The organism is Nocardioides sp. HB32 (genome assembly GCF_054058995.1).
In genome coordinates this window covers 1,502,008-1,520,024 of sequence record NZ_JBSSBS010000001.1, presented here as the reverse complement: position 1 = coordinate 1,520,024, position 18,017 = coordinate 1,502,008, and the positions used below count along the sequence as shown (strand labels likewise).

The 18,017-nt window shown below is 72.3% G+C and carries 19 protein-coding genes and 1 tRNA gene; 2 read left to right on the top strand and 18 right to left on the bottom strand.

Features of this window, described 5'->3' with window-relative positions:
• Positions 1 to 130: 130 nt before the first annotated feature.
• The 3 genes from ACVW2K_RS07640 to ACVW2K_RS07630 all read right to left on the bottom strand — a co-directional run bounded on the left by ACVW2K_RS07640 (position 131) and on the right by ACVW2K_RS07630 (position 3,277).
• Positions 131 to 1,336, bottom strand: coding sequence for a lipid-transfer protein (locus ACVW2K_RS07640; protein WP_457202092.1), 1,206 nt, complete (start codon positions 1,334 to 1,336; stop codon positions 131 to 133).
• Complete coding sequence (locus ACVW2K_RS07635) at positions 1,333 to 1,779, bottom strand: Zn-ribbon domain-containing OB-fold protein (protein WP_457202091.1); 447 nt, start codon at positions 1,777 to 1,779, stop codon at positions 1,333 to 1,335. The genes ACVW2K_RS07640 and ACVW2K_RS07635 overlap by 4 nt, the downstream gene beginning before the upstream one ends.
• Before the next feature lie 100 nt (positions 1,780 to 1,879).
• On the bottom strand, positions 1,880 to 3,277 hold the full coding sequence (locus ACVW2K_RS07630) for a cystathionine beta-synthase (protein ID WP_457202090.1): 1,398 nt from the start codon (positions 3,275 to 3,277) through the stop codon (positions 1,880 to 1,882).
• Between the two features lie 69 nt (positions 3,278 to 3,346).
• Here ACVW2K_RS07630 and ACVW2K_RS07625 point away from each other — a divergent pair, with 69 nt between their 5' ends.
• Positions 3,347 to 4,375, top strand: coding sequence for an SGNH/GDSL hydrolase family protein (locus tag ACVW2K_RS07625; protein ID WP_028639235.1), 1,029 nt, complete (start codon positions 3,347 to 3,349; stop codon positions 4,373 to 4,375).
• Between the two features lie 321 nt (positions 4,376 to 4,696).
• On the opposite strand, the gene ACVW2K_RS07620 is transcribed toward ACVW2K_RS07625, so the two are convergent.
• Entirely contained in the window at positions 4,697 to 5,539 is an 843-nt protein-coding gene (locus ACVW2K_RS07620) for a Bax inhibitor-1/YccA family protein (RefSeq protein ID WP_028639236.1), read from the bottom strand.
• A gap of 100 nt (positions 5,540 to 5,639) precedes the next feature.
• On the opposite strand from ACVW2K_RS07620, the gene ACVW2K_RS07615 reads away from it, so the two are divergent.
• Positions 5,640 to 6,734, top strand: coding sequence for a hypothetical protein (locus ACVW2K_RS07615; protein ID WP_036571782.1), 1,095 nt, complete (start codon positions 5,640 to 5,642; stop codon positions 6,732 to 6,734).
• On the opposite strand, the gene ACVW2K_RS07610 is transcribed toward ACVW2K_RS07615, so the two are convergent.
• From ACVW2K_RS07610 to mfd, 14 genes are all read right to left on the bottom strand, one after another.
• Positions 6,674 to 7,489, bottom strand: coding sequence for a class I SAM-dependent methyltransferase (locus ACVW2K_RS07610; RefSeq protein WP_028639237.1), 816 nt, complete (start codon positions 7,487 to 7,489; stop codon positions 6,674 to 6,676). The genes ACVW2K_RS07615 and ACVW2K_RS07610 overlap by 61 nt on opposite strands.
• A gap of 18 nt (positions 7,490 to 7,507) precedes the next feature.
• A tRNA-Leu gene (locus ACVW2K_RS07605) sits at positions 7,508 to 7,581 on the bottom strand.
• A 59-nt stretch (positions 7,582 to 7,640) separates the two neighbouring features.
• Positions 7,641 to 8,480 (bottom strand): uracil-DNA glycosylase, encoded by an 840-nt coding sequence (locus ACVW2K_RS07600; RefSeq protein ID WP_457202089.1) that lies wholly within the window; start codon positions 8,478 to 8,480, stop codon positions 7,641 to 7,643.
• Between the two features lie 34 nt (positions 8,481 to 8,514).
• The gene (locus tag ACVW2K_RS07595; RefSeq protein ID WP_051549564.1) at positions 8,515 to 8,817 is read right to left on the bottom strand and encodes a hypothetical protein; all 303 of its coding nucleotides are present in this window, start codon (positions 8,815 to 8,817) and stop codon (positions 8,515 to 8,517) included.
• Between the two features lie 8 nt (positions 8,818 to 8,825).
• Positions 8,826 to 9,029 carry a DUF3618 domain-containing protein gene (locus ACVW2K_RS07590; RefSeq protein ID WP_036571784.1) on the bottom strand — a complete coding sequence of 68 codons (204 nt, stop codon included), beginning with the start codon at positions 9,027 to 9,029 and terminating at the stop codon, positions 8,826 to 8,828.
• A complete protein-coding gene (locus ACVW2K_RS07585) occupies positions 9,026 to 9,421 on the bottom strand; it encodes a phage holin family protein (RefSeq protein WP_028639239.1) in 396 nt (131 codons plus the stop codon). Before ACVW2K_RS07585 ends, ACVW2K_RS07590 begins: the two co-directional genes overlap by 4 nt.
• A gap of 37 nt (positions 9,422 to 9,458) precedes the next feature.
• A complete protein-coding gene (locus ACVW2K_RS07580; protein ID WP_457202088.1) occupies positions 9,459 to 10,370 on the bottom strand; it encodes a Ppx/GppA phosphatase family protein in 912 nt (303 codons plus the stop codon).
• A complete protein-coding gene (locus tag ACVW2K_RS07575; RefSeq protein ID WP_457202087.1) occupies positions 10,367 to 10,846 on the bottom strand; it encodes a DUF501 domain-containing protein in 480 nt (159 codons plus the stop codon). The genes ACVW2K_RS07580 and ACVW2K_RS07575 overlap by 4 nt, the downstream gene beginning before the upstream one ends.
• Before the next feature lie 116 nt (positions 10,847 to 10,962).
• A complete protein-coding gene (locus tag ACVW2K_RS07570; protein WP_028639242.1) occupies positions 10,963 to 11,499 on the bottom strand; it encodes an FtsB family cell division protein in 537 nt (178 codons plus the stop codon).
• A gap of 15 nt (positions 11,500 to 11,514) precedes the next feature.
• Complete coding sequence (eno, locus tag ACVW2K_RS07565) at positions 11,515 to 12,792, bottom strand: phosphopyruvate hydratase (protein ID WP_457202086.1); 1,278 nt, start codon at positions 12,790 to 12,792, stop codon at positions 11,515 to 11,517.
• Between the two features lie 101 nt (positions 12,793 to 12,893).
• Entirely contained in the window at positions 12,894 to 13,073 is a 180-nt protein-coding gene (locus ACVW2K_RS07560) for a hypothetical protein (RefSeq protein ID WP_457202085.1), read from the bottom strand.
• Between the two features lie 45 nt (positions 13,074 to 13,118).
• Positions 13,119 to 13,703, bottom strand: coding sequence for a MazG family protein (locus ACVW2K_RS07555; RefSeq protein ID WP_457202084.1), 585 nt, complete (start codon positions 13,701 to 13,703; stop codon positions 13,119 to 13,121).
• Positions 13,704 to 13,714: 11 nt separating this feature from the next.
• A complete protein-coding gene (locus ACVW2K_RS07550; protein WP_457202083.1) occupies positions 13,715 to 14,383 on the bottom strand; it encodes a hypothetical protein in 669 nt (222 codons plus the stop codon).
• Positions 14,380 to 17,946, bottom strand: a complete 3,567-nt coding sequence (gene mfd / locus ACVW2K_RS07545) for a transcription-repair coupling factor (RefSeq protein ID WP_457202082.1) — start codon at positions 17,944 to 17,946, stop codon at positions 14,380 to 14,382. Before mfd ends, ACVW2K_RS07550 begins: the two co-directional genes overlap by 4 nt.
• Positions 17,947 to 18,017: the final 71 nt, after the last annotated feature.

The following is an 18,017-nucleotide window of genomic DNA, read 5'->3' as shown; positions in this document are numbered from 1 at the left end:
CGAATCGCGGGGTCTTCCCGACCCTCCGAAAAGGTGTCCCGGGTCTCACCAGCACGCCGAGTCGGCGCAGTCTCAGTCGAGAAGCCCGCCGAGTCGGCGCAGTCTCAGCTGAGACTGCGCCGACTCGGCGTCAGCGGGTGAGGAGGACCGACGAGCCGTGGCCGAACAGGCCCTGGTTGGCGGTGATGCCGACCCGGGCGCCCTCGACCTGGCGACCGGTGGCCTGGCCGCGGAGCTGCCAGGTGACCTCGCAGACCTGCGCGAGGGCCTGGGCGGGGACGGCCTCGCCGAAGCAGGCGAGCCCGCCGGAGGGGTTGACCGGGATCCGGCCGCCGAGCGTGGTCTCGCCGGCGCGCAGCAGCGCCTCGGCCTCGCCGCGCTTGCAGAGCTGGAGGTCCTCCATCCAGTCGAGCTCGAGCGCCGTCGACAGGTCGTAGACCTCGGCGAGGGAGACGTCGGCCGGGTCGATGCCCGCTTCCTCGTACGCCGCCTGGCCGATCGACTCCTTGAACGTCAGCTCGGGTGCGGCCACCGCCGTACTCGCGTCGGTGGAGAGGTTCGGCATGTCGAGCACGGTGTTGGGGAAGGTCGGCGTGACCGTCGAGATCGCGTCGATCCGCACCGGGTCGGCGAGGCCGTGGCGCGCGGCGTACTCCGTGCTGGTGAGCACGACCGCGGCCGCACCGTCGGAGGTCGCGCAGATGTCGAGCAGGTGCAGCGGGTCCGAGACGACCGCGGACGTCAGCACGTCCTCGACGCTGACCTCCTTGCGGTAGCGGGCATGGGGGTTCGCCAGCCCGTGCCGGGCGTTCTTGACCTTCACCCGCGCGAAGTCCTCGGCCGTGGCGCCGTAGAGGTCCATCCGGCGGCGCGCGTACATCGCGAAGTACGCCGGGTTGGTCATGCCGAGCAGCCGGAACCGCAGCCAGTCCGGGTCGTCCCAGCGCTCGCCCGCGTTGGGCGCGAGGAAGCCTTTCGGGGTCGTGTCCGCGCCCACCACGAGGGCCACCTCGGACAGGCCGGCCAGGATCCGGGCCCGTGCGGTGTCCAGGGCCTGCGCGCCGGTGGCGCAGGCGGCGTACGACGTCGCGACCCTGGCGCCGTTCCACCCGAGCGCCTGGGCGAAGGTCGCGCCGGCGACGTACCCGCCGTAGCCGTTGCGGACCGTCTCGCCGCCGACGACGAGGTCGACGTCCTGCCAGTCGATGCCCGAGTCGGCCAGTGCGGCCCGGGCCGCGTGCACGCCGTACTCGACGAAGTTGCGGCCCCACTTGCCCCACGGGTGCATGCCGACACCCGCGACGGCGACGCTCCCCTTGCTCCTGAGCGCGCTCACTGGTCGGCCTCCTCGCCCATCTCGGTGACCGGCTTCCAGCGCCAGATGGACCGGTCGCCGGACTCGTCGGCGTAGAGCGTCTCGACGACGAGCTCGACCTCGCCGCCCACGCGCAGGTCCACCACGCCGTACCCGTCGGCGACCTGGCCGACCACGACCAGGCCCTCGGCCAGCTCGACGGCGGCGAGCGCGAACGGCTCGTACGGCTTGGTGCGCGGGACGTACGGCGCGGGCGGCTGGTACTGCGCGTCCGTGTACGACCAGACGGTCCCGCGGCGGGACAGCTCCACCTGCTCGAAGTCCTCACCCGCGCAGCCGGGGTTGCGGCAGAAGCCGCTCGCCCTCGGGAAGAAGACCGTGCCGCAGGTCGAGCAGCGGTTGCCGAGCAGCGCCGGATCCGCACCGGTCGTGAACCAGCCCTCGATCGCAGGCGTCGCCGTCATGAACCCTCCGGAGAACTAGAACGTGTTCTCATCTTAACCGCATCGACCGGAGTCGTCCGCCTGAGGGCGGCGTATCGAGGTGCGGGAGGCGGACGACCCGTCAGCCGCGCGCCAGGTACGCCAGCAGGTCGTGGCGGGTGACGACGCCGACCGGCTTGCCGTCCTCGTGCACGAGCAGTGCGTCGGCGCCTTCGAGCGCACCGACCGCCTCCGAGGCCGGCTCGGTGGAGCCGATCGTCGGCAGCGGGGGCGACATGTGCTCGCTGACCGGGTCGGTCAGCCGCGCCGTACCGGTGAAGAGCAGGTCGAGCAGGGTGCGTTCGGAGACCGACCCGACGACCTCGGCCGCGACCACGGGCGGCTCGGCGCGGACGACCGGCATCTGCGAGACGTTGTACTCCTGCAGGATCGCGACGGCCTCCGCGATGGTCTCGTTCGGGTGCGTGTGGACGAGGTCGGGCAGCCGGCCGTCCTTGCCGCGCAGCACCTCGCCGACGTTGCGCGCCGGCCGCTCGAGGCCGTCGACCGGGAAGCCGTACTGCGCCAGCCACTCGTCGTTGAAGACCTTGGTGAGGTAGCCGCGCCCCGAGTCCGGGAGCAGAACGACGATGACCGCGTCCTCGCCCTCAGGCGTGCCCTCGAGCTCGTGCGCGAGCTGGATCGCGGCGTACGCCGCCATGCCGGACGAGCCGCCGACCAGCAGGGCCTCCTCGCGGGCCAGCTGCCGGGTCATCGCGAACGAGTCGGCGTCGGTGACCTCGATGATGCGGTCGGCGACCGACCGGTCGTAGGCGTCCGGCCAGAAGTCCTCGCCCACGCCCTCGACGAGGTACGGGCGCCCGCTGCCGCCGGAGTACACCGAACCGGCGGGGTCCGCGCCGACCACCTGCACGGACGGGTTCTGCTCCTTGAGGTAGCGCCCGGTGCCGCTGATCGTGCCGCCGGTGCCGACGCCTGTGACGAAGTGCGTGATCCGGCCCTCGGTCTGCGCCCAGATCTCGGGGCCGGTGGTCTCGTAGTGCGAGCGCGGGTTGTGCGGATTGGAGTACTGGTCGGGCTTCCAGGCGCCGGGCTGCGACGCGAGCCGGTCCGACACGTTGTAGTAGGAGTCGGGGTGCTCCGGCTCCACGGCGGTCGGGCAGACGACCACCTCCGCGCCGTACGCCTTGAGCACGTTGCGCTTGTCCTCGCTGACCTTGTCCGGGCAGACGAAGACGCACCTGTAGCCCTTCTGCTGGGCGACCATCGCCAGCCCGACGCCGGTGTTCCCGGACGTCGGCTCCACGATCGTGCCGCCCGGCTGGAGCTCGCCGGAGGCCTCGGCCGCCTCGATCATGCGGGTGGCGATGCGGTCCTTCACGGACCCGCCGGGATTGAGGTACTCCACCTTGGCGAGGACGATCGGTCCCTTCGCGCCGTCGAGGGAACCGGTGGACCTGGTGAGCCTGAGCAGCGGGGTGTTGCCGATCAGCTCGAGGAGGGAGTTCACGTACTGCATCCGCACAATCTAGAGGCGGTCGCGGCCATCGCCGCAAACGCCGTTGAGGCCCTCCGTAGAGTGAGCCGCGTGGGGAAAGCCGGTGCCGCTCGGAAGCTGGCCTCCGCCGCTGCGTACGGCGGGGGCGGGCTGTCCCTGCTCGGAGGCGCTCTGTACGGCGTGCTGCGCGTCGAGGCGGGCGTCGCCCGCAAGACGATCGGGCGCCTCGACCACGATCCGCCGGACGCGAGTGGCTGGTACGGCCGCGGCCGGCCGGGTCCCGCGATCAAGGTGGCGCTGCTGGGCGACTCCAGCGCCGCCGGGTACGGCGTGGACCGGGTCGAGCAGACCACCGGAGCCCTGCTCGCGAGCGGCGTCTCCGAGCGAGCCGGCCGCCGGGTCTACCTCCGCGAGGTCGCCGTCGTCGGGGCGATGTCGTCGGACCTCAGCAGCCAGATCGACAAGGTGCTGCCGACCGAGCCGGACGTCGCGGTCGTCCTGGTCGGCGCGAACGACGTCACCCACACGGTGCTCCCCTCCGCGTCGGTGCGGCACCTCTCCGAGGGCGTCCAGCGGCTCCAGGACGCCGGCGTCGCCGTCCTCGTCGGCACCTGTCCCGACCTCGGCACCGTCAAGCCGATCGCGCCGCCGCTGAAGCAGGTCGCCCGGGCCTGGTCGCGGCGGCTCGCGGCCGCGCAGACGATCGCCGTCGTCGAGCAGGGCGGCCGCACCGTGTCGCTCGGCTCGATCCTCGGACCGGAGTTCGCGGCCGCTCCCGCCGTGCTCTTCGGCCCGGACCAGTTCCACCCCTCCGTGGACGGCTACCGCTCGCTGGTGCAGGTGCTGCTGCCCTCGACGCTCGCCGCGCTCGGGCTGATCCCCGACGACGAGGCCGAGCCCGAGGCCTACCGCGGCGAGGGCGTCCTGCCGATCGCCGCCGCCGCCGTCCAGGCGGTCAACCAGCCCGGCACCGAGCTCGGCGGCACCGAGGTGGGCGGCTCGCGGCGCGGCGTACGCGGCCTCTGGGTCGAGATGCGGCACCGCCGCCGGCACCCGGGCGCCGAGGGCGAGGCTCCCGACGAGCACGACGAGGACTCGCTGGAACCGGTGGACGGATAGGGGAAACCCCACCCCCGCCGGCGGCCCAGGCCCCCGAGTCGACGTGACGGCATGGTGGTGCCCCCACGGCATTCGGGCGAACGACGCGCCGGAATCTGCGAGCCCTGTCCAGACGGCTTGGCACGTCGGCACGCGGGCCCGCACCTGCCACCGCGAGGCCCTCCCGTACCGACCTTGTCGGGGGAAACCCGACGGACACGCCGATCCCGCCCGGCGTGTCCGTCGGGTTTCTCCGGTCAGCCGGAGAAACCCGCCGGCGTGTCGCACCGAAACGACGACGGGGCCCGGATCGCTCCGGGCCCCGTCGTACGTCGTGCCTGGTCAGTCGCCCCGCATGATCGCGAGGATGCGCAGCAGGTTGGTGTAGATCCAGACCAGGCTGACGGTCATCGCGAACGCCGCGCGCCACCCCTCGCGGTCCGGCAGCCGGTTGGCGACGCCCTGCTCGACGAAGTCGAAGTCGAGCACCAGCATGAAGACGCCGAGCGCGAGGCCGACGACGGCGAAGAGCAGGCCGAGCTTGCCGTCGCCGAAGAGGCCCAGCTGGGCGCCGAACGCGCTCAGCACGACCTCGATGAGGCTGATCGCGACCACGCCGAGCATGGCGGCGATGACCATCCGGCGGAACTTGTCGCTGACCTTGATGTTGAAGAACTTGTAGACGGCGAGCGTGCCGGCGAAGGCGCCGAACGTGCCGATCACCGCGCTGGTCACGACGCCCGGGTAGGCCAGGTCGAAGACCTTGCTGATGGCACCCAAAGCGACGCCCTCGGCCGCGCAGAAGAGCAGCACGAGCGCGGGGCTGATCACGCGCTTGAACGAGTTGACCATCGACAGCACGAACGCCAGCAGGGAGCCGATCGTCGCGGCGGCGATGAGGCCGCTGATCGCGGACGCGTCGGTGTTCTGGTCGACGTCGGGGCTCAGCACCCAGGTGATCGCCGCGGTGATGATGACGACCGCCAGCGAGATGCCGGTCTTCATGACGACCGAGTCGATCGTCATCGGCTGCTGGACGGTGGTGGGCGGCGTGCCCGGCGTGCCCTGCGCGCCACCGGTGCTCCACGTCGAGGGGTCGGTGTAGCCCTGGTCGGCGTACGCGGCGGTGCCTCCGGGCCGGTTGAACTCCTCGGAACGCCGGAAGACCGGGTTGTTGCTCTGCATGGGTCTCTCCTCGAGGCCGCGACTGTGGAACCCATCCTAGGCGGGTTCACCCGGTTCAACGGAGGCCGGGACCGGAACGTTCCCGGCAGAATCGCTGGCCATGGACCAGTTCGTGTTCCTCCTGGTCGTCGGCGGGCGCTTCGTGCTGCCGCTGCTGATCCCGCGCTTCCCGCTGCCGGCGGTGATCGCCTGCCTGGTGCTCGACGGCGTCGACCAGACGATCTTCCAGCTGTTCGGGTACGACCCGCCGAACTACCAGTCCTACGACAAGGCGATGGACATCTTCTACCTGTCCCTCGCCTACCTGGCGGCGATGCGGAACTGGGACAACCTGCACGCCTTCGCGATCGCGCGGTTCCTCTTCTACTACCGGCTCTTCGGAGCGTTCCTCTTCGAGATGACCCACGAGCGCGCGGTGCTGCTGATCTTCCCGAACACCTTCGAGTACTTCTTCATCGCCTACGAGCTGGTCCGCACCCGCTGGGCGACCCGTCCGGTGCGCACCAGGGCGTGGCTGATCACCGCCGCGGCGATCTGGATCTTCGTCAAGCTGCCGCAGGAGTACTGGCTGCACGTCGCCCAGCTCGACGTCACCGACACGCTGCGCGACTACCCCTGGACGCGCTGGGTGCTGGCGATCGCGATCGTCGGCGGTACGGCGGTCCTCTGGTTCGTCGTCCGGCCCCGGCTGCCCGAGCCCGACCACCGCCTGCAGCTCGGCGCCGGACCGGTCCCGGACGCCGTCAGCAACGAGACGGCGGTCGCGTCGCTGCGGGTCGGCAACGGCTGGGTGTGGTCCTGGATGACGCTGGAGAAGGTCGTGCTCGTCGGCCTGGTCTCCGTGATCTACGCGCAGATCCTGCCCGGCATCGACGACTCCAACTTCCGGGTCTTCGTCTCCGTCGGGGTCCTGGTCGTCGTGAACGCCGGCATCACCCTGCTGGCATCGCGCCGCGAGTGGACGATCGAGTCGGCGAGCCTCGCGGTCGCGGAGCGGATCGTCGCGAACGTCGTGCTGGTCTTCGCCGCCGACCAGTTCTTCGGGCACAACGCCGCCGGGTGGGACACGTTCTTCTTCCTGTGCCTGATCAGCCTGATCACCACGCTGCACGACCGGTACCAGCCGGTCTACGCCTACCGGGAGCGGCTCTCCGACGTGGACAGCAGCAACGTGGCCCGGCGGCCGATCCGGTAGTCGCGGACCTGGTCCGCGTCCGGGTTGTCGCGGAGCAGTCCGTCCCAGTCCGAGAGCCGCTCGACGGCGTACCCCTGGGTCCGCGCGATCAGCTCCAGCGCGGCCAGCGTGGGCCGGCCGGTCAGCACCGTGTCGCCGTACGAGAACGCGTCGGCGACGGCGTTGCCCTCGCGCTCGACGTGCTCGTCGGCCAGGCGTACGACGGCCTCCGGGCTGCGGTGCAGCTCGGTGTCGATGACGACGTGGCGGGCCCCGGTCTGGCGGATCCTCGTGAGCAGCTCGGTGTGGCGGAGCGTGTGGTAGAGGAACCCCAGGCACAGCACCACGTCGACCGCGGGCCGGTCCCGCTCGAGGACCTCGAACACGTCACCGGCCACGAACTCCGCCCGTTCCGCGAGGTCGTACGCCGCGAGGTTCGCCGTCGCGTTCGCCACCAGCTCGGGCCGCGCCTCGACGCCGACGACCGATGCGGCTCCGGCCTGCAGCGCGGCCAGCGACCACCGGCCGTCGTGGCTGGCGATGTCGAGGACCCGGGCGCCGGGGAAGAGGTCGGCGTACTCGGTGAAGATCGCCTCGTGCCGCAGGTGCAGGCGCCACGGGAACGAGGAGGTCTCGCTGGTCTCGAAGAACCGCGGGTAGTCCTCGAAGAACCCCCGCTCGACCCGCCGGCTCCCGGCCGGCGCTCCGGACGGCGGCCCGGCGGGGCGGTCGCGCGGATCGGCAGCGGCGCGGTCGCGGGACCTGGTCCAGGGCATGCCTCAACCTAACGGTCGTGCCCCCGCTGGGACTCGAACCCAGACTGGGCCGCTTTTAAGGCGGCTTCCTCTGCCGATTGGGATACAGGGGCGCGGTCGCCGCGAGACCGACGACCACCGGGACATTCTGCCCAGTCGGCAGCCGCGCAGGTCAGCGCAGCGCGGCGGCGCGGGCGAGGACGTCGTCGAGCATCTGCTCGGTGAGCTTCCCGGTGAACGTGTTCTGCTGGCTGGGGTGGTAGCAGCCGAGCAGCGTGATCGAGCGGTCGCCCGAGACCAGGGTGGCCTCCGAGCCGTGGGTGAAGCGCGGCTTCGGGCGGGCCACGGTCCAGCCCAGGGCGGCGAACGTACGCAGGGCGGCGTCCCACCCGATCGAGCCGAGGGCGACGACCACCCGCACGTGCGGAGCGAGGAGCCCGACCTCGGCCTCCACCCAGGGCGCGCACGTGTCCCGCTCCACGGTCGTGGGCCTGTTCTGCGGCGGCGCGCACCGGACCGTCGCCACCACCCGGGTGTCGATCAGCTCCAGGCCGTCCGCGGCGTGCACGCTCGTGGGCTGCGTCGCGAGCCCGACCCGGTGCAGCGAGGCGAACAGCCAGTCGCCGCTGCGGTCACCGGTGAAGACCCGGCCGGTGCGGTTGCCGCCGTTCGCGGCGGGGGCCAGGCCGACCACGAGGATCCGCGGCGTCGGCGACCCCCAGCCCGGGATCGGCCGGCCCCAGTACGGCTGGTCGGCGAACGACGCCCGCTTCGCGTGCGCCACGTCCTCGCGCCAGCGGACCAGCCGGGGACAGGCGCGACAGACCGAGACGCGGGCGTCCAGGTCCTCCAGCGGGACGGACCGGGCAAGGCGTCGTACCTGCGCGGGGGTACCCGCGACGGGGGTCGAGGCGTCCGCGGGGTCACCCGGCCAGCCGGTGCCAGGCGGCACGGGTGAGGGGAAGAGCTCTCCGGTCAGGGGGTGCGGGAGGAGGTCGCTCACGCGGACCATCCTCCCGGCGCTCCCCCACGAGAGGTCGAGGGGATCAGGACCGTGCGGTCGAGGTACCCATCGTGGACGGGTCGCCGAGGTGGTCGCCGCCGTCGCGGTGCACCTTGTCGGCGACCGCGGAGGCCGCCGAGGTCGCCTTCTCCTTGACCGCCCCCGCGACGGCCGGCGCCTGCGTGGCGACGGTCTCCTGGGCCTTGCTCGCCGCCGACTGCACGGTCGGGTTCCCGGCGAGCCTGGTCGCGCCGGACTTGATCTGCTCGTAGCGCTCGCGGCCCGCGCGGGAGCCGAGCACGTAGCCGGCTGCGAAGCCGACCAGCAGGCTGGACTTGCTGAACATGGTTCCTCCTAGGAGTGATGGGTACGGCGCCACACGGTCAGCCCGACCAGCCCGACGAGGGCGGTGGCGGCGACGACCGCGGCGATCCTCGCGGTCGACCTGGCCTTCGACTCGAGCCGGCCATGGAGCTCGTCGATGGTGGCGGCGAGCTGCTCGCGCTGCCGCTCGATGTCGGCCTCGATCTGCTCCGGTGTCGTGCCGTTGGTGCTCATACGTGGGCCTTCACGGTGGCGACGTCCTGCTTGACGCCCGCGAGCGCCTGCTCCGGCACCGGCGGCACGGCCTGCTCGAGCTCCTTCCGGCCGCCGAGGGCAGCGCCCAGGGCGCCGATCAGCAGCACACCGGCCACGATCAGGCCGGCGGCCCACAGCGGCAGCACGAGCGCGAGCGCGATGATTGCCGTCGCGATCAGCACGCCGGCCGCGAAGAACGCCAGCAGGCCGGCGAGGCTGAACATGCCGATGCCCAGCCCGGCCCGTCTGCCCTTCTGGCTGAGCTCGGCCTGCGCCAGCCTGATCTCGCTGCGGACCAGCTCGGGGATCTGCTCCGACAGCCGGTGCACGATCGCCCCGAGTGGCTCGTCCGTGGTGGTCGGGTCGCTCATAGGGAGCCGGTGCCCAGCGGACCGGGACCGGAAACCGTCAGCTCTCGAGGAGTGACCAGGCGATCCCGTCCAGGATGTCCGCCTCGGACACGACGAGCGAGGGGACACCGGCGCGTCGAAGCACCCGCGAGAGGATCAGCACCCCCGCGTCGATGACGTCGGCACGGCCGGGATGCATCGACGGCAGCGCCCGACGCTCGTCGACGGTCATCGCGACCAGCCGGTCCACGGTCGCCTGGATCGTCTCGACCGGGAACACCGCTTGGTCCACGGCCGTCCGGTCGTAGGCCGGCAGGTCGAGCGCCACGGCCGCCAGCTGCGTCACGGTGCCGGCGACGCCGACCGCCGTCGCGGCGTCGGCGGGCGTCACCGGGCAGGCGTCGAGGTGCGCGTCGATGTCGGCGATGCACGCCTCGACCTCGGACCGCGTCGGCGGGTCGGAGTGCAGGTGCCGCTCGTGCAGCCGCACCGAGCCGATGTTCATGGAGTACGCCGCGTCCGGGGCGGAGCCGCCGAGGATCAGCTCGGTCGAGCCGCCGCCGATGTCGATCACGAGCACCGGCTCGGCGGGGGGCGTGCGGAGGTTGCGCACCGCGCCGTCGAAGGACAGCGCCGCCTCCTCGCTGCCGCTGACCACCTCGGGCTCGACGCCCAGCCGGGAGCGGACACCCGCCACGAACACGTCCGAGTTCGACGCGTCCCGGGTCGCGGACGTCGCCACGAACCGGACGCGGGACGGTGGCACGGCGTACGACCGGATGATCTCGGCGTACTCGTCGATGGCGGAGAACGCCCGCTCCAGGGCCTCGTCGGCGATCCGCCCCGTGCGGTCCAGGTCCTGTCCGAGCCGCACCATCCGCTGCTCGCGGACGTCGACCTCGGGCAGGGCGCCCACGAGCAGCTTGATGGTGTTGGTGCCGCAGTCGATCGCGGCCACGCGCCCGGTCATACGCAGGGCCCGGAGTCCCACCAGGCGCCGAGCCGGTCGAGCACTTCGTCGCCGAGCGGGTTCACGCCCCGGCCCTGCGCGAGCGCCTGCCCGGCCAGCACGTGCAGGCACTTGACGCGGTCCGGCATCCCGCCGGCGGAGATCCCCTCGATCTCGGGCACCTCGCCGAGGGTGGCCCGGTACGACAGGTAGGCCTGGTGCGCGTCCCGGTACGACGTTGCGAGCGCCTCGTCCTCGGACAGCCGGTCCTGCATCTCCTTCATCAGGCCCGAGCCCTCGAGGGTGCCGATCCGGGACGCCGCCCGGGGGCAGGTGAGGTAGAACGTCGTCGGGAACGGCGTGCCGTTCGGAAGCCGCGGCTCGGTGGTGACCACGTCGGGGTTGCCGCACGGGCACCGGTGGCCGATGTCGTGGACGGCTCGCGGCTCGCGGCCGAGCTGGGCCTCGATGGCGGCGACGTCCTCGGGCTCGATCACCCCTCGATCATGCCAGCACCCGCTGGCCGAGCAGCGAGCGCCGGCGAGTGCCGGCGAGCGCCGCTACTCGACCTGGCTGCCGCCTCCCGGCCTTCGCAGGCTCGGTCCGGGGCCGCTCACTTCTCGTCGATCTTCGACGGCGGCGGGGGCTCGGGCCGGGGCGGGTTCCCGGCCAGCTCGACGGACTGCCACGCCGTCGACCACCAGGCCGTGGGCGGCTTCCGCGCGACCGTCGAGGGGTCGGTGAGCTCGCTGCTCCGCTCGATCGGGTCCCCGTTCTCGTCGAGGACGACGTAGGACGTCTCGCCGGGCATCACGTAGTTCAGCTCCCGCGCCTGCTGCCGGACGTACGCCGGGTCCTCCCAGCGGGCCTTCTCCCGCTCGAGGTCCTCGATGCTGGCCTGGCGCAGCGCGATCTGGTCCTTGAGGTCGCTGATGTGCTCCCGCTGCTGCAGGTAGGCCCGCAGCGAGGACGCGTAGCTCACCGTGAGGACCGCGACCACGAGCACCAGGATCGCTGCCCGGCCGGTGAAACGCGGCCGGCGCGCCTCGACGGCGGCGGCCGGTCCGGCGGCGACCCGCGGTGCCGGTCGTCGGGGCACGCTCCGGCCACGGGGTCCGCGCGACGGCGTACGTCGGGACTCGGAGGGCATGCCTCCTAGGTTCGCTCAGGCACCGTACCGAGGGAACGCCGACGCGCCGGAGTAGCGCGCGGCATCTCCCAGCTCGTCCTCGATCCGCAGCAGCTGGTTGTACTTCGCGACCCGGTCGGAGCGCGCCGGGGCACCGGTCTTGATCTGGCCGCAGTTCACCGCCACGGCCAGGTCGGCGATCGTGGTGTCCTCCGTCTCGCCGGAGCGGTGGCTCATCATGCAGCGGAAGCCGTTGCGGTGCGCGAGCTCGACGGAGTCCAGGGTCTCGGTGAGCGAGCCGATCTGGTTGACCTTGACCAGCAGCGCGTTGGCCTGCCCGCCGCTGATGCCGCGCTGCAGCCGCTCGACGTTGGTGACGAACAGGTCGTCGCCGACGATCTGGGTCCTGGTGCCGAGCTGGTCGGTGATCGCCTTCCAGCCCTCCCAGTCGTCCTCGTCGAGCGGGTCCTCGATGGAGACGATCGGGTACGACGCGACCAGGTCGGCGTAGTAGGCGGTCATCTCCTCGGCGGACTTCGTGCCGCCCTCGAAGGCGTAGGCGCCGTTCTCGTAGAACTCCGAGGCTGCGACGTCCATCGCCAGCGCGATGTCCTTGCCCAGGTTGAGGCCGGCAGCAGCGACGGCCTCGGCGATCAGGTCGAGCGCGGCCCGGTTGCTGTCCAGGTTCGGCGCGAACCCACCCTCGTCGCCGAGGCCGGTCGAGAGGCCCTTCTTCTTCAGCACCGACTTGAGCGCGTGGTAGACCTCGGCGCCCGCGCGCAGCGCCTCGCGGAACGACGCGGCCCCGATCGGCGCGATCATGAACTCCTGGACGTCGACGTTCGAGTCGGCGTGCGAGCCGCCGTTGAGGATGTTCATCATCGGCACCGGGAGCAGGTGTGCGTTCGGCCCGCCGACGTAGCGGTACAGCGGCAGCTGCGCCGAGTCGGCCGCGGCCCGCGCGACCGCGAGCGAGACGCCGAGGATCGCGTTGGCGCCCAGCTTGGCCTTGTTGGGCGTGCCGTCGAGCTCGAGCATCGTCTGGTCGACCAGCCGCTGGTCGTCGGCGGCGAGTCCCTCCACCGCCGGCGCGATCGTCTGGATGACGGCGTTGACGGCCTTCTGGACGCCCTTGCCGGCGTACCGGTCGCCGCCGTCGCGGAGCTCGACCGCCTCGAAGGCGCCGGTGGAGGCGCCGCTCGGGACCATGGCGCGGGCGAACGCACCGTCGTCGAGGAGCACCTCGACCTCGACGGTGGGGTTGCCGCGCGAGTCGAGGATCTCGCGAGCGCCGACAGCTTCGATGGATGCCACGTCATTGCTCCTGGGATGAGACTGGGGAGTCGTTCAGGCCGTGGTTCAGCCTAGCGGCGGGGAACGACACGGTCATCGTCGTCCCAGCGCCGTCGCCGTTGTCACGCGCGGAGGCGGTGCCACCGTGGCGCGTCGGTGTCCGGCAGCGCGTAGTCCATGAGGACCAGGTCCGGCCGGTGGCCGGGCTCGGCGTCGCGCAGCGTGCGCAGCCGCGTCCGGTCCGGCACCCCGCCGCGCTCGTGGCCGTCGCGCAGCAGGCAGTGGGCGATCCGGTCGCGCACGTCGGAGTCGTCCTCGACGATGAGTACCCGAGCCGCGGACGAACCCTAGAGCAGTGCGCGGACGGCGTCCCGCAGCGCCTGCTCGGGGTCGACGCCCTGCTCCCGCGCCTCCGCGACGAGGGCGAGCAGCCGGCCGCCGAGGTCGGTCCCGTGCGGCTCGACGGTGCGCCCCGCCCGCTCGAGCCGGTCGAGCACCTTGTCGGCGTACAGCAGCGCGGGCAGGCCGGGCGGGAGCCCCTCGGTGACCGAGCCGCGCTGCTTCTCCGCCGCCTTGATCGACTCCCAGACCTCGTTGATCTCCTCGGGGCTACCGCCGCGCGCGGACCCGAAGACGTGCGGGTTGCGACGCCGCATCTTGGCGACGATGTCGGCGGCCACGTCGTCGATCGTGAACTCGCCGCCCTCCTCCGCGATCACCGCGTGGAAGTAGACCTGCAGCAGCAGGTCGCCGAGCTCCTCGCGCAGGTGAGCGGCGTCGCCCGTGTCGATCGCCTCGAGGGTCTCGTGGGTCTCCTCCAGGAGGTAGCGCGCCAGGGAGCGGTGCGTCTGGCCGGCCTTCCACGCGCACTCGGCGCGCAGGCGGCGCATCACCTCGAGGAACTCCAGGAGCGGCTCGCCCGACGCCGTCATCAGCCCGCCGGCTATCCGCAGCGCTGGTTGTCCGGCAGGGCCCCGGCGTACTCGGTGTCGGGCTGGTCGGCGTCGGCCTTGGTCGCGGTGTCGGACACCGCGAAGGAGAGACCGGTGTCGGTGAGCTTCGACGCGCCGTCGTCGATCGAGACGCCGTACAGCGGGTCGATCCGCACGTCGTGCGCGTCGAGCCAGTCCTGGAACGCCTTCTGCCCGGCGGCGAGGTTCGCCTTCGCGCCGCTGCCGCCGAGGGCCGCGCCGACGGCGGTCTCGACCGCCTGGACGTAGGTCGCGGCGCCCTGCACGTCGATGATCGCCTGCCGCTGGGAGTCGCTGAGGTCGGCCAGCGACTGCTCGGCCTGCTGCACCGCCTGGTCGTACGACGGGCCGGCCGTGACGTCGTGGTCGGCGGCGAACTGGTCGGCGGCCGCCCGCAGCGCGAGGCTGCCGGCCACCTGGGCGCGCAGGTAGTGCTGCGGCAGCGCCTGGTCCTCCTGCAGCTGCTTCTCGGCGGCCTGGCAGTACGCGACCGACACGTCGTCGACCTGGCTGGTCGAGATCGTGTCGTCCCCGACCCGGGCGGCGACGCCCGGGCTGAAGGCCGGCACGTCGTCGCAGCCGGTGAGCAGCACGGCGGCGGCGAGGACCAGCGCGAGGCCACCAAGACGGGTCGGGGTCACGGGTTCTCCTTGTGGTGTGCAGCGGGTTCGGCGGCGGGGTCGATGACGGCGTCGATCACCTGCCGGGCCCATTCAAGCAGGGCGATGCCGGCGATCGGCTTCCCCCCGACCACCGCGGTCTGGGGTCGGGGCACCAGGATCGTGCGGACCGGTGCCTTGACGATCGACTTCGGGTAGAGGCGGTTGAGGCGCACGACCCGGGAGTCGGGGAGCTCGACGGGTGCGAACCGCACGTTCCGACCGGCGATGGTGACCTCGCCGATGCCGGCCTGTCGCGCCCGGGCGCGGAACCGCGCCACCAGCAGCAGCGAGACCACCTCGACCGGCGGCTCGCCGTACCGGTCCAGGAGCTCCTCGTTGATCAGGTCGACGTCGTCGTCGGAGCGGACCTCGGCGAGGCGCTTGTACATCTCCAGCCGGAGCCGCTCGCTCGGGATGTAGTCGTGCGGCAGGTGCGCGTCGACGGGCAGCTCGACGCGGACCTCGTCGAGCTCCGGCTCCGCGTCGCCGCGGAACTCGTGCACGGCCTCGCCGACCAGCCGGACGTAGAGGTCGAAGCCCACGTCGGCGATGTGGCCGGACTGCTCGCCGCCGAGGAGGTTGCCCGCGCCGCGGATCTCGAGGTCCTTCATCGCGATCGCCATGCCGCCGCCGAGGTCGGAGTGCTGCGCGAGCGTCGCGAGCCGCTCGTGCGCGGTCTCCGTCAGCGGCTTCTCGGCCGGGTAGAGGAAGTAGGCGTAGGCGCGCTCCCGGCTGCGCCCCACCCGCCCACGGAGCTGGTGCAGCTGGGAGAGCCCGAGGGTGTCGGCCCGCTCGATGATCATCGTGTTCGCGTTCGAGACGTCGAGGCCGGACTCGACGATCGTGGTGCACACGAGCACGTCGAAGCGCTTCTCCCAGAAGTCCAGCATCACCTGCTCGAGCTGGTGCTCCCCCATCTGGCCGTGCGCGGTGGCCACCCGGGCCTCGGGCACCAGCTCGCGGATCCTGGCCGCGGCCTTCTCGATCGAGTTCACCCGGTTGTGGATGTAGAAGACCTGGCCCTCGCGCAGCAGCTCGCGGCGTACGGCGGCGACGACCTGGCGGTCCTCGTAGGCGCCGACGTACGTCAGGACCGGGTGCCGCTCCTCGGGCGGGGTGGTGATCGTGGACATCTCGCGGATGCCGGTGATCGCCATCTCGAGGGTGCGCGGGATCGGCGTCGCCGACATGGACAGCACGTCGACCGAGGTCCGGAGCCGCTTCATCTGCTCCTTGTGCTCGACGCCGAAGCGCTGCTCCTCGTCGACGATGATCAGGCCGAGGTCCTTGACCCGGATGTCGGGGTTCAGCAGCCGGTGCGTGCCGACCACGATGTCCACCGAGCCCTCCGCGAGGCCCGCGATCACATCGCGGGCCTCGGAGTCGGTCTGGAAGCGGCTCAGGCCCTTGAGCACGACGGGGAAGCCGCTCATCCGCTCGGAGAACGTGCTCAGGTGCTGGGTCACCAGCAGCGTCGTCGGGACCAGGACCGCGACCTGCTTGCCGTCCTGCACGGCCTTGAAGGCCGCGCGCACCGCGATCTCGGTCTTGCCGTAGCCGACGTCGCCGCAGACCAGCCGGTCCATCGGCACCTGGCGCATCATGTCGCCCTTGACCTCGTCGACCGTGCTGAGCTGGTCGGGGGTCTCCTGGAACGGGAAGGCGTCCTCGAGCTCGCGCTGCCACGGGGTGTCCGGGCCGAACGCGTAGCCCTGGGTGGCCTGGCGGGCGGCGTACAGCTTGATCAGCTCGGCGGCGATCTCGCGGACGGCCTTGCGGGCCCGGTTCTTGCGCTTGCTCCAGTCGGCGCCGCCGAGCCGGTCGAGGGACGGCTGCTCGCCGCCGACGTACCGCGTCACCTGGTCGAGCGCGTCGGCCGGGACGTAGAGCCGGTCCGGCGGGCCGCCACGCTTCGAGGCGCCGTACTCGAGGACGAGGTACTCGCGCACCGCCCCCCCGACCTCGCGCTGCTTCATCTCGACGAAGCGGCCGACGCCGTGCTGCTCGTGCACGACGTAGTCGCCGGCGGTGAGCTCGAGCGGGTCGATCTGGCGCTTGCGCCGGGCCGGCATCCGCCGCATGTCCCGGGTCGACGCCCGCTGGCCGGAGAGGTCCTCGCCGGTCAGGACGGCGAGCCGGTTGGCGTCGTCCACGAAGCCGTGGAACATCGAGCCGCAGGTGATCGTCACGACGTCCGGTCTGAGGTCGGCGGCCTCCTGGACGTCCTCCGCGATCCGCGCCGGCACGTCGTGCTCGGCGAGCACCTCGCGCATCCGCTCGGCGGGGCCGTGGCCGGCGTGCAGCACCACGACGCGGTAGCCCTCCTGGCGCCAGCGGTCGACGTCGCCGATCGCGCGGTCGATCTCACCGCGGTAGGCGTCGGCCGGCTTCGCCGGCAGCGCCCGGCTGGGCACGGCGTGCGCGTCCACCTCGCCGTCGTCGGCGATGCCGAACGGGCTGACCGTCCACCAGGGCTTGCCTGACTCGATGGTGTGCTCGCGGACGTCGGCGATGGAGCGGTACGACGCGGCGCCCAGGTCGATCGGCGCCGTACCGCCGCCCGCGGCGGCCGCCCAGCTGGCGTCGAGGAACTCCTCACTGGTCGCGACCAGGTCGTGCGCCCGGGTCCGGGCCCGCTCGGGGTCGAGGACCAGCACGTGGGTGTCGTCGGGCATCAGGTCGACCAGCAGCTCCATCTCGTCGACGAGCACCGGCGCGAGCGACTCCATGCCCTCGACCGCGATGCCCGCCGCGATCTTGTCGGTGAGCTCGAGCAGCACGGGATGACGGCGGCCGAGCTCGGCGGCCCGCTCCCGCACCTCGTCGGTCAGCAGCAGCTCGCGGCAGGGCGGCGCCCAGAGCCGGTCGACCTTCTCCAGCGTGCGCTGGTCGGCGACGGAGAACGACCGGATCTCCTCGACGTCGTCGCCCCAGAACTCGACGCGCAGCGGGTGCTCCTCGGTCGGCGGGAACACGTCGACGATGCCGCCGCGGACCGCGAACTCGCCGCGCCTCTCGACGAGGTCGACGCGGGAGTACGCCGCCCCGGAGAGCCGGCGCACGACGTCCTCGAGCGGCGCACTGTCGCCCGGGGCGAGCTCGACCGGCTCGAGGTCGCCGAGGCCCTTGACCTGCGGCTGGAGCACCGAGCGCACCGGTGCGACCACCACCTTCAACGGGCCGTTGGCGGCGTCGTCGCCCGGGTGGCGCAACCGGCGGAGCACCGCGAGCCGGCGGCCGACCGTGTCGTTGCGCGGGCTCAGCCGCTCGTGCGGCAGCGTCTCCCAGCTCGGGTAGTACGCGACCAGCGCCGGGTCGACGAGGTCCCCGAGCGAGGCGACCAGGTCCTCGGCCTCCCGCGCGGTGGCGGTGACCGCGAGGACGGATCGGCCGGCGCGGACCAGTCCCGCCACGACGTACGGCCGCATCGCCTCGGGCCCGGTGAGGTCGAGCGCACGCACCGCACCGTCGCGGGCGTCGGCCATCGCCTCGTCGAGGGTGGGGTCGGCGAGGACGGCGTCGGCCAGGCCGGAGAGGTGCACAGCTTGTCCCTTCGGAGCAACACGAGAGCCCCCGGTCAGCAGCTGACAGGGGGTGACTTGATTCTACGGGC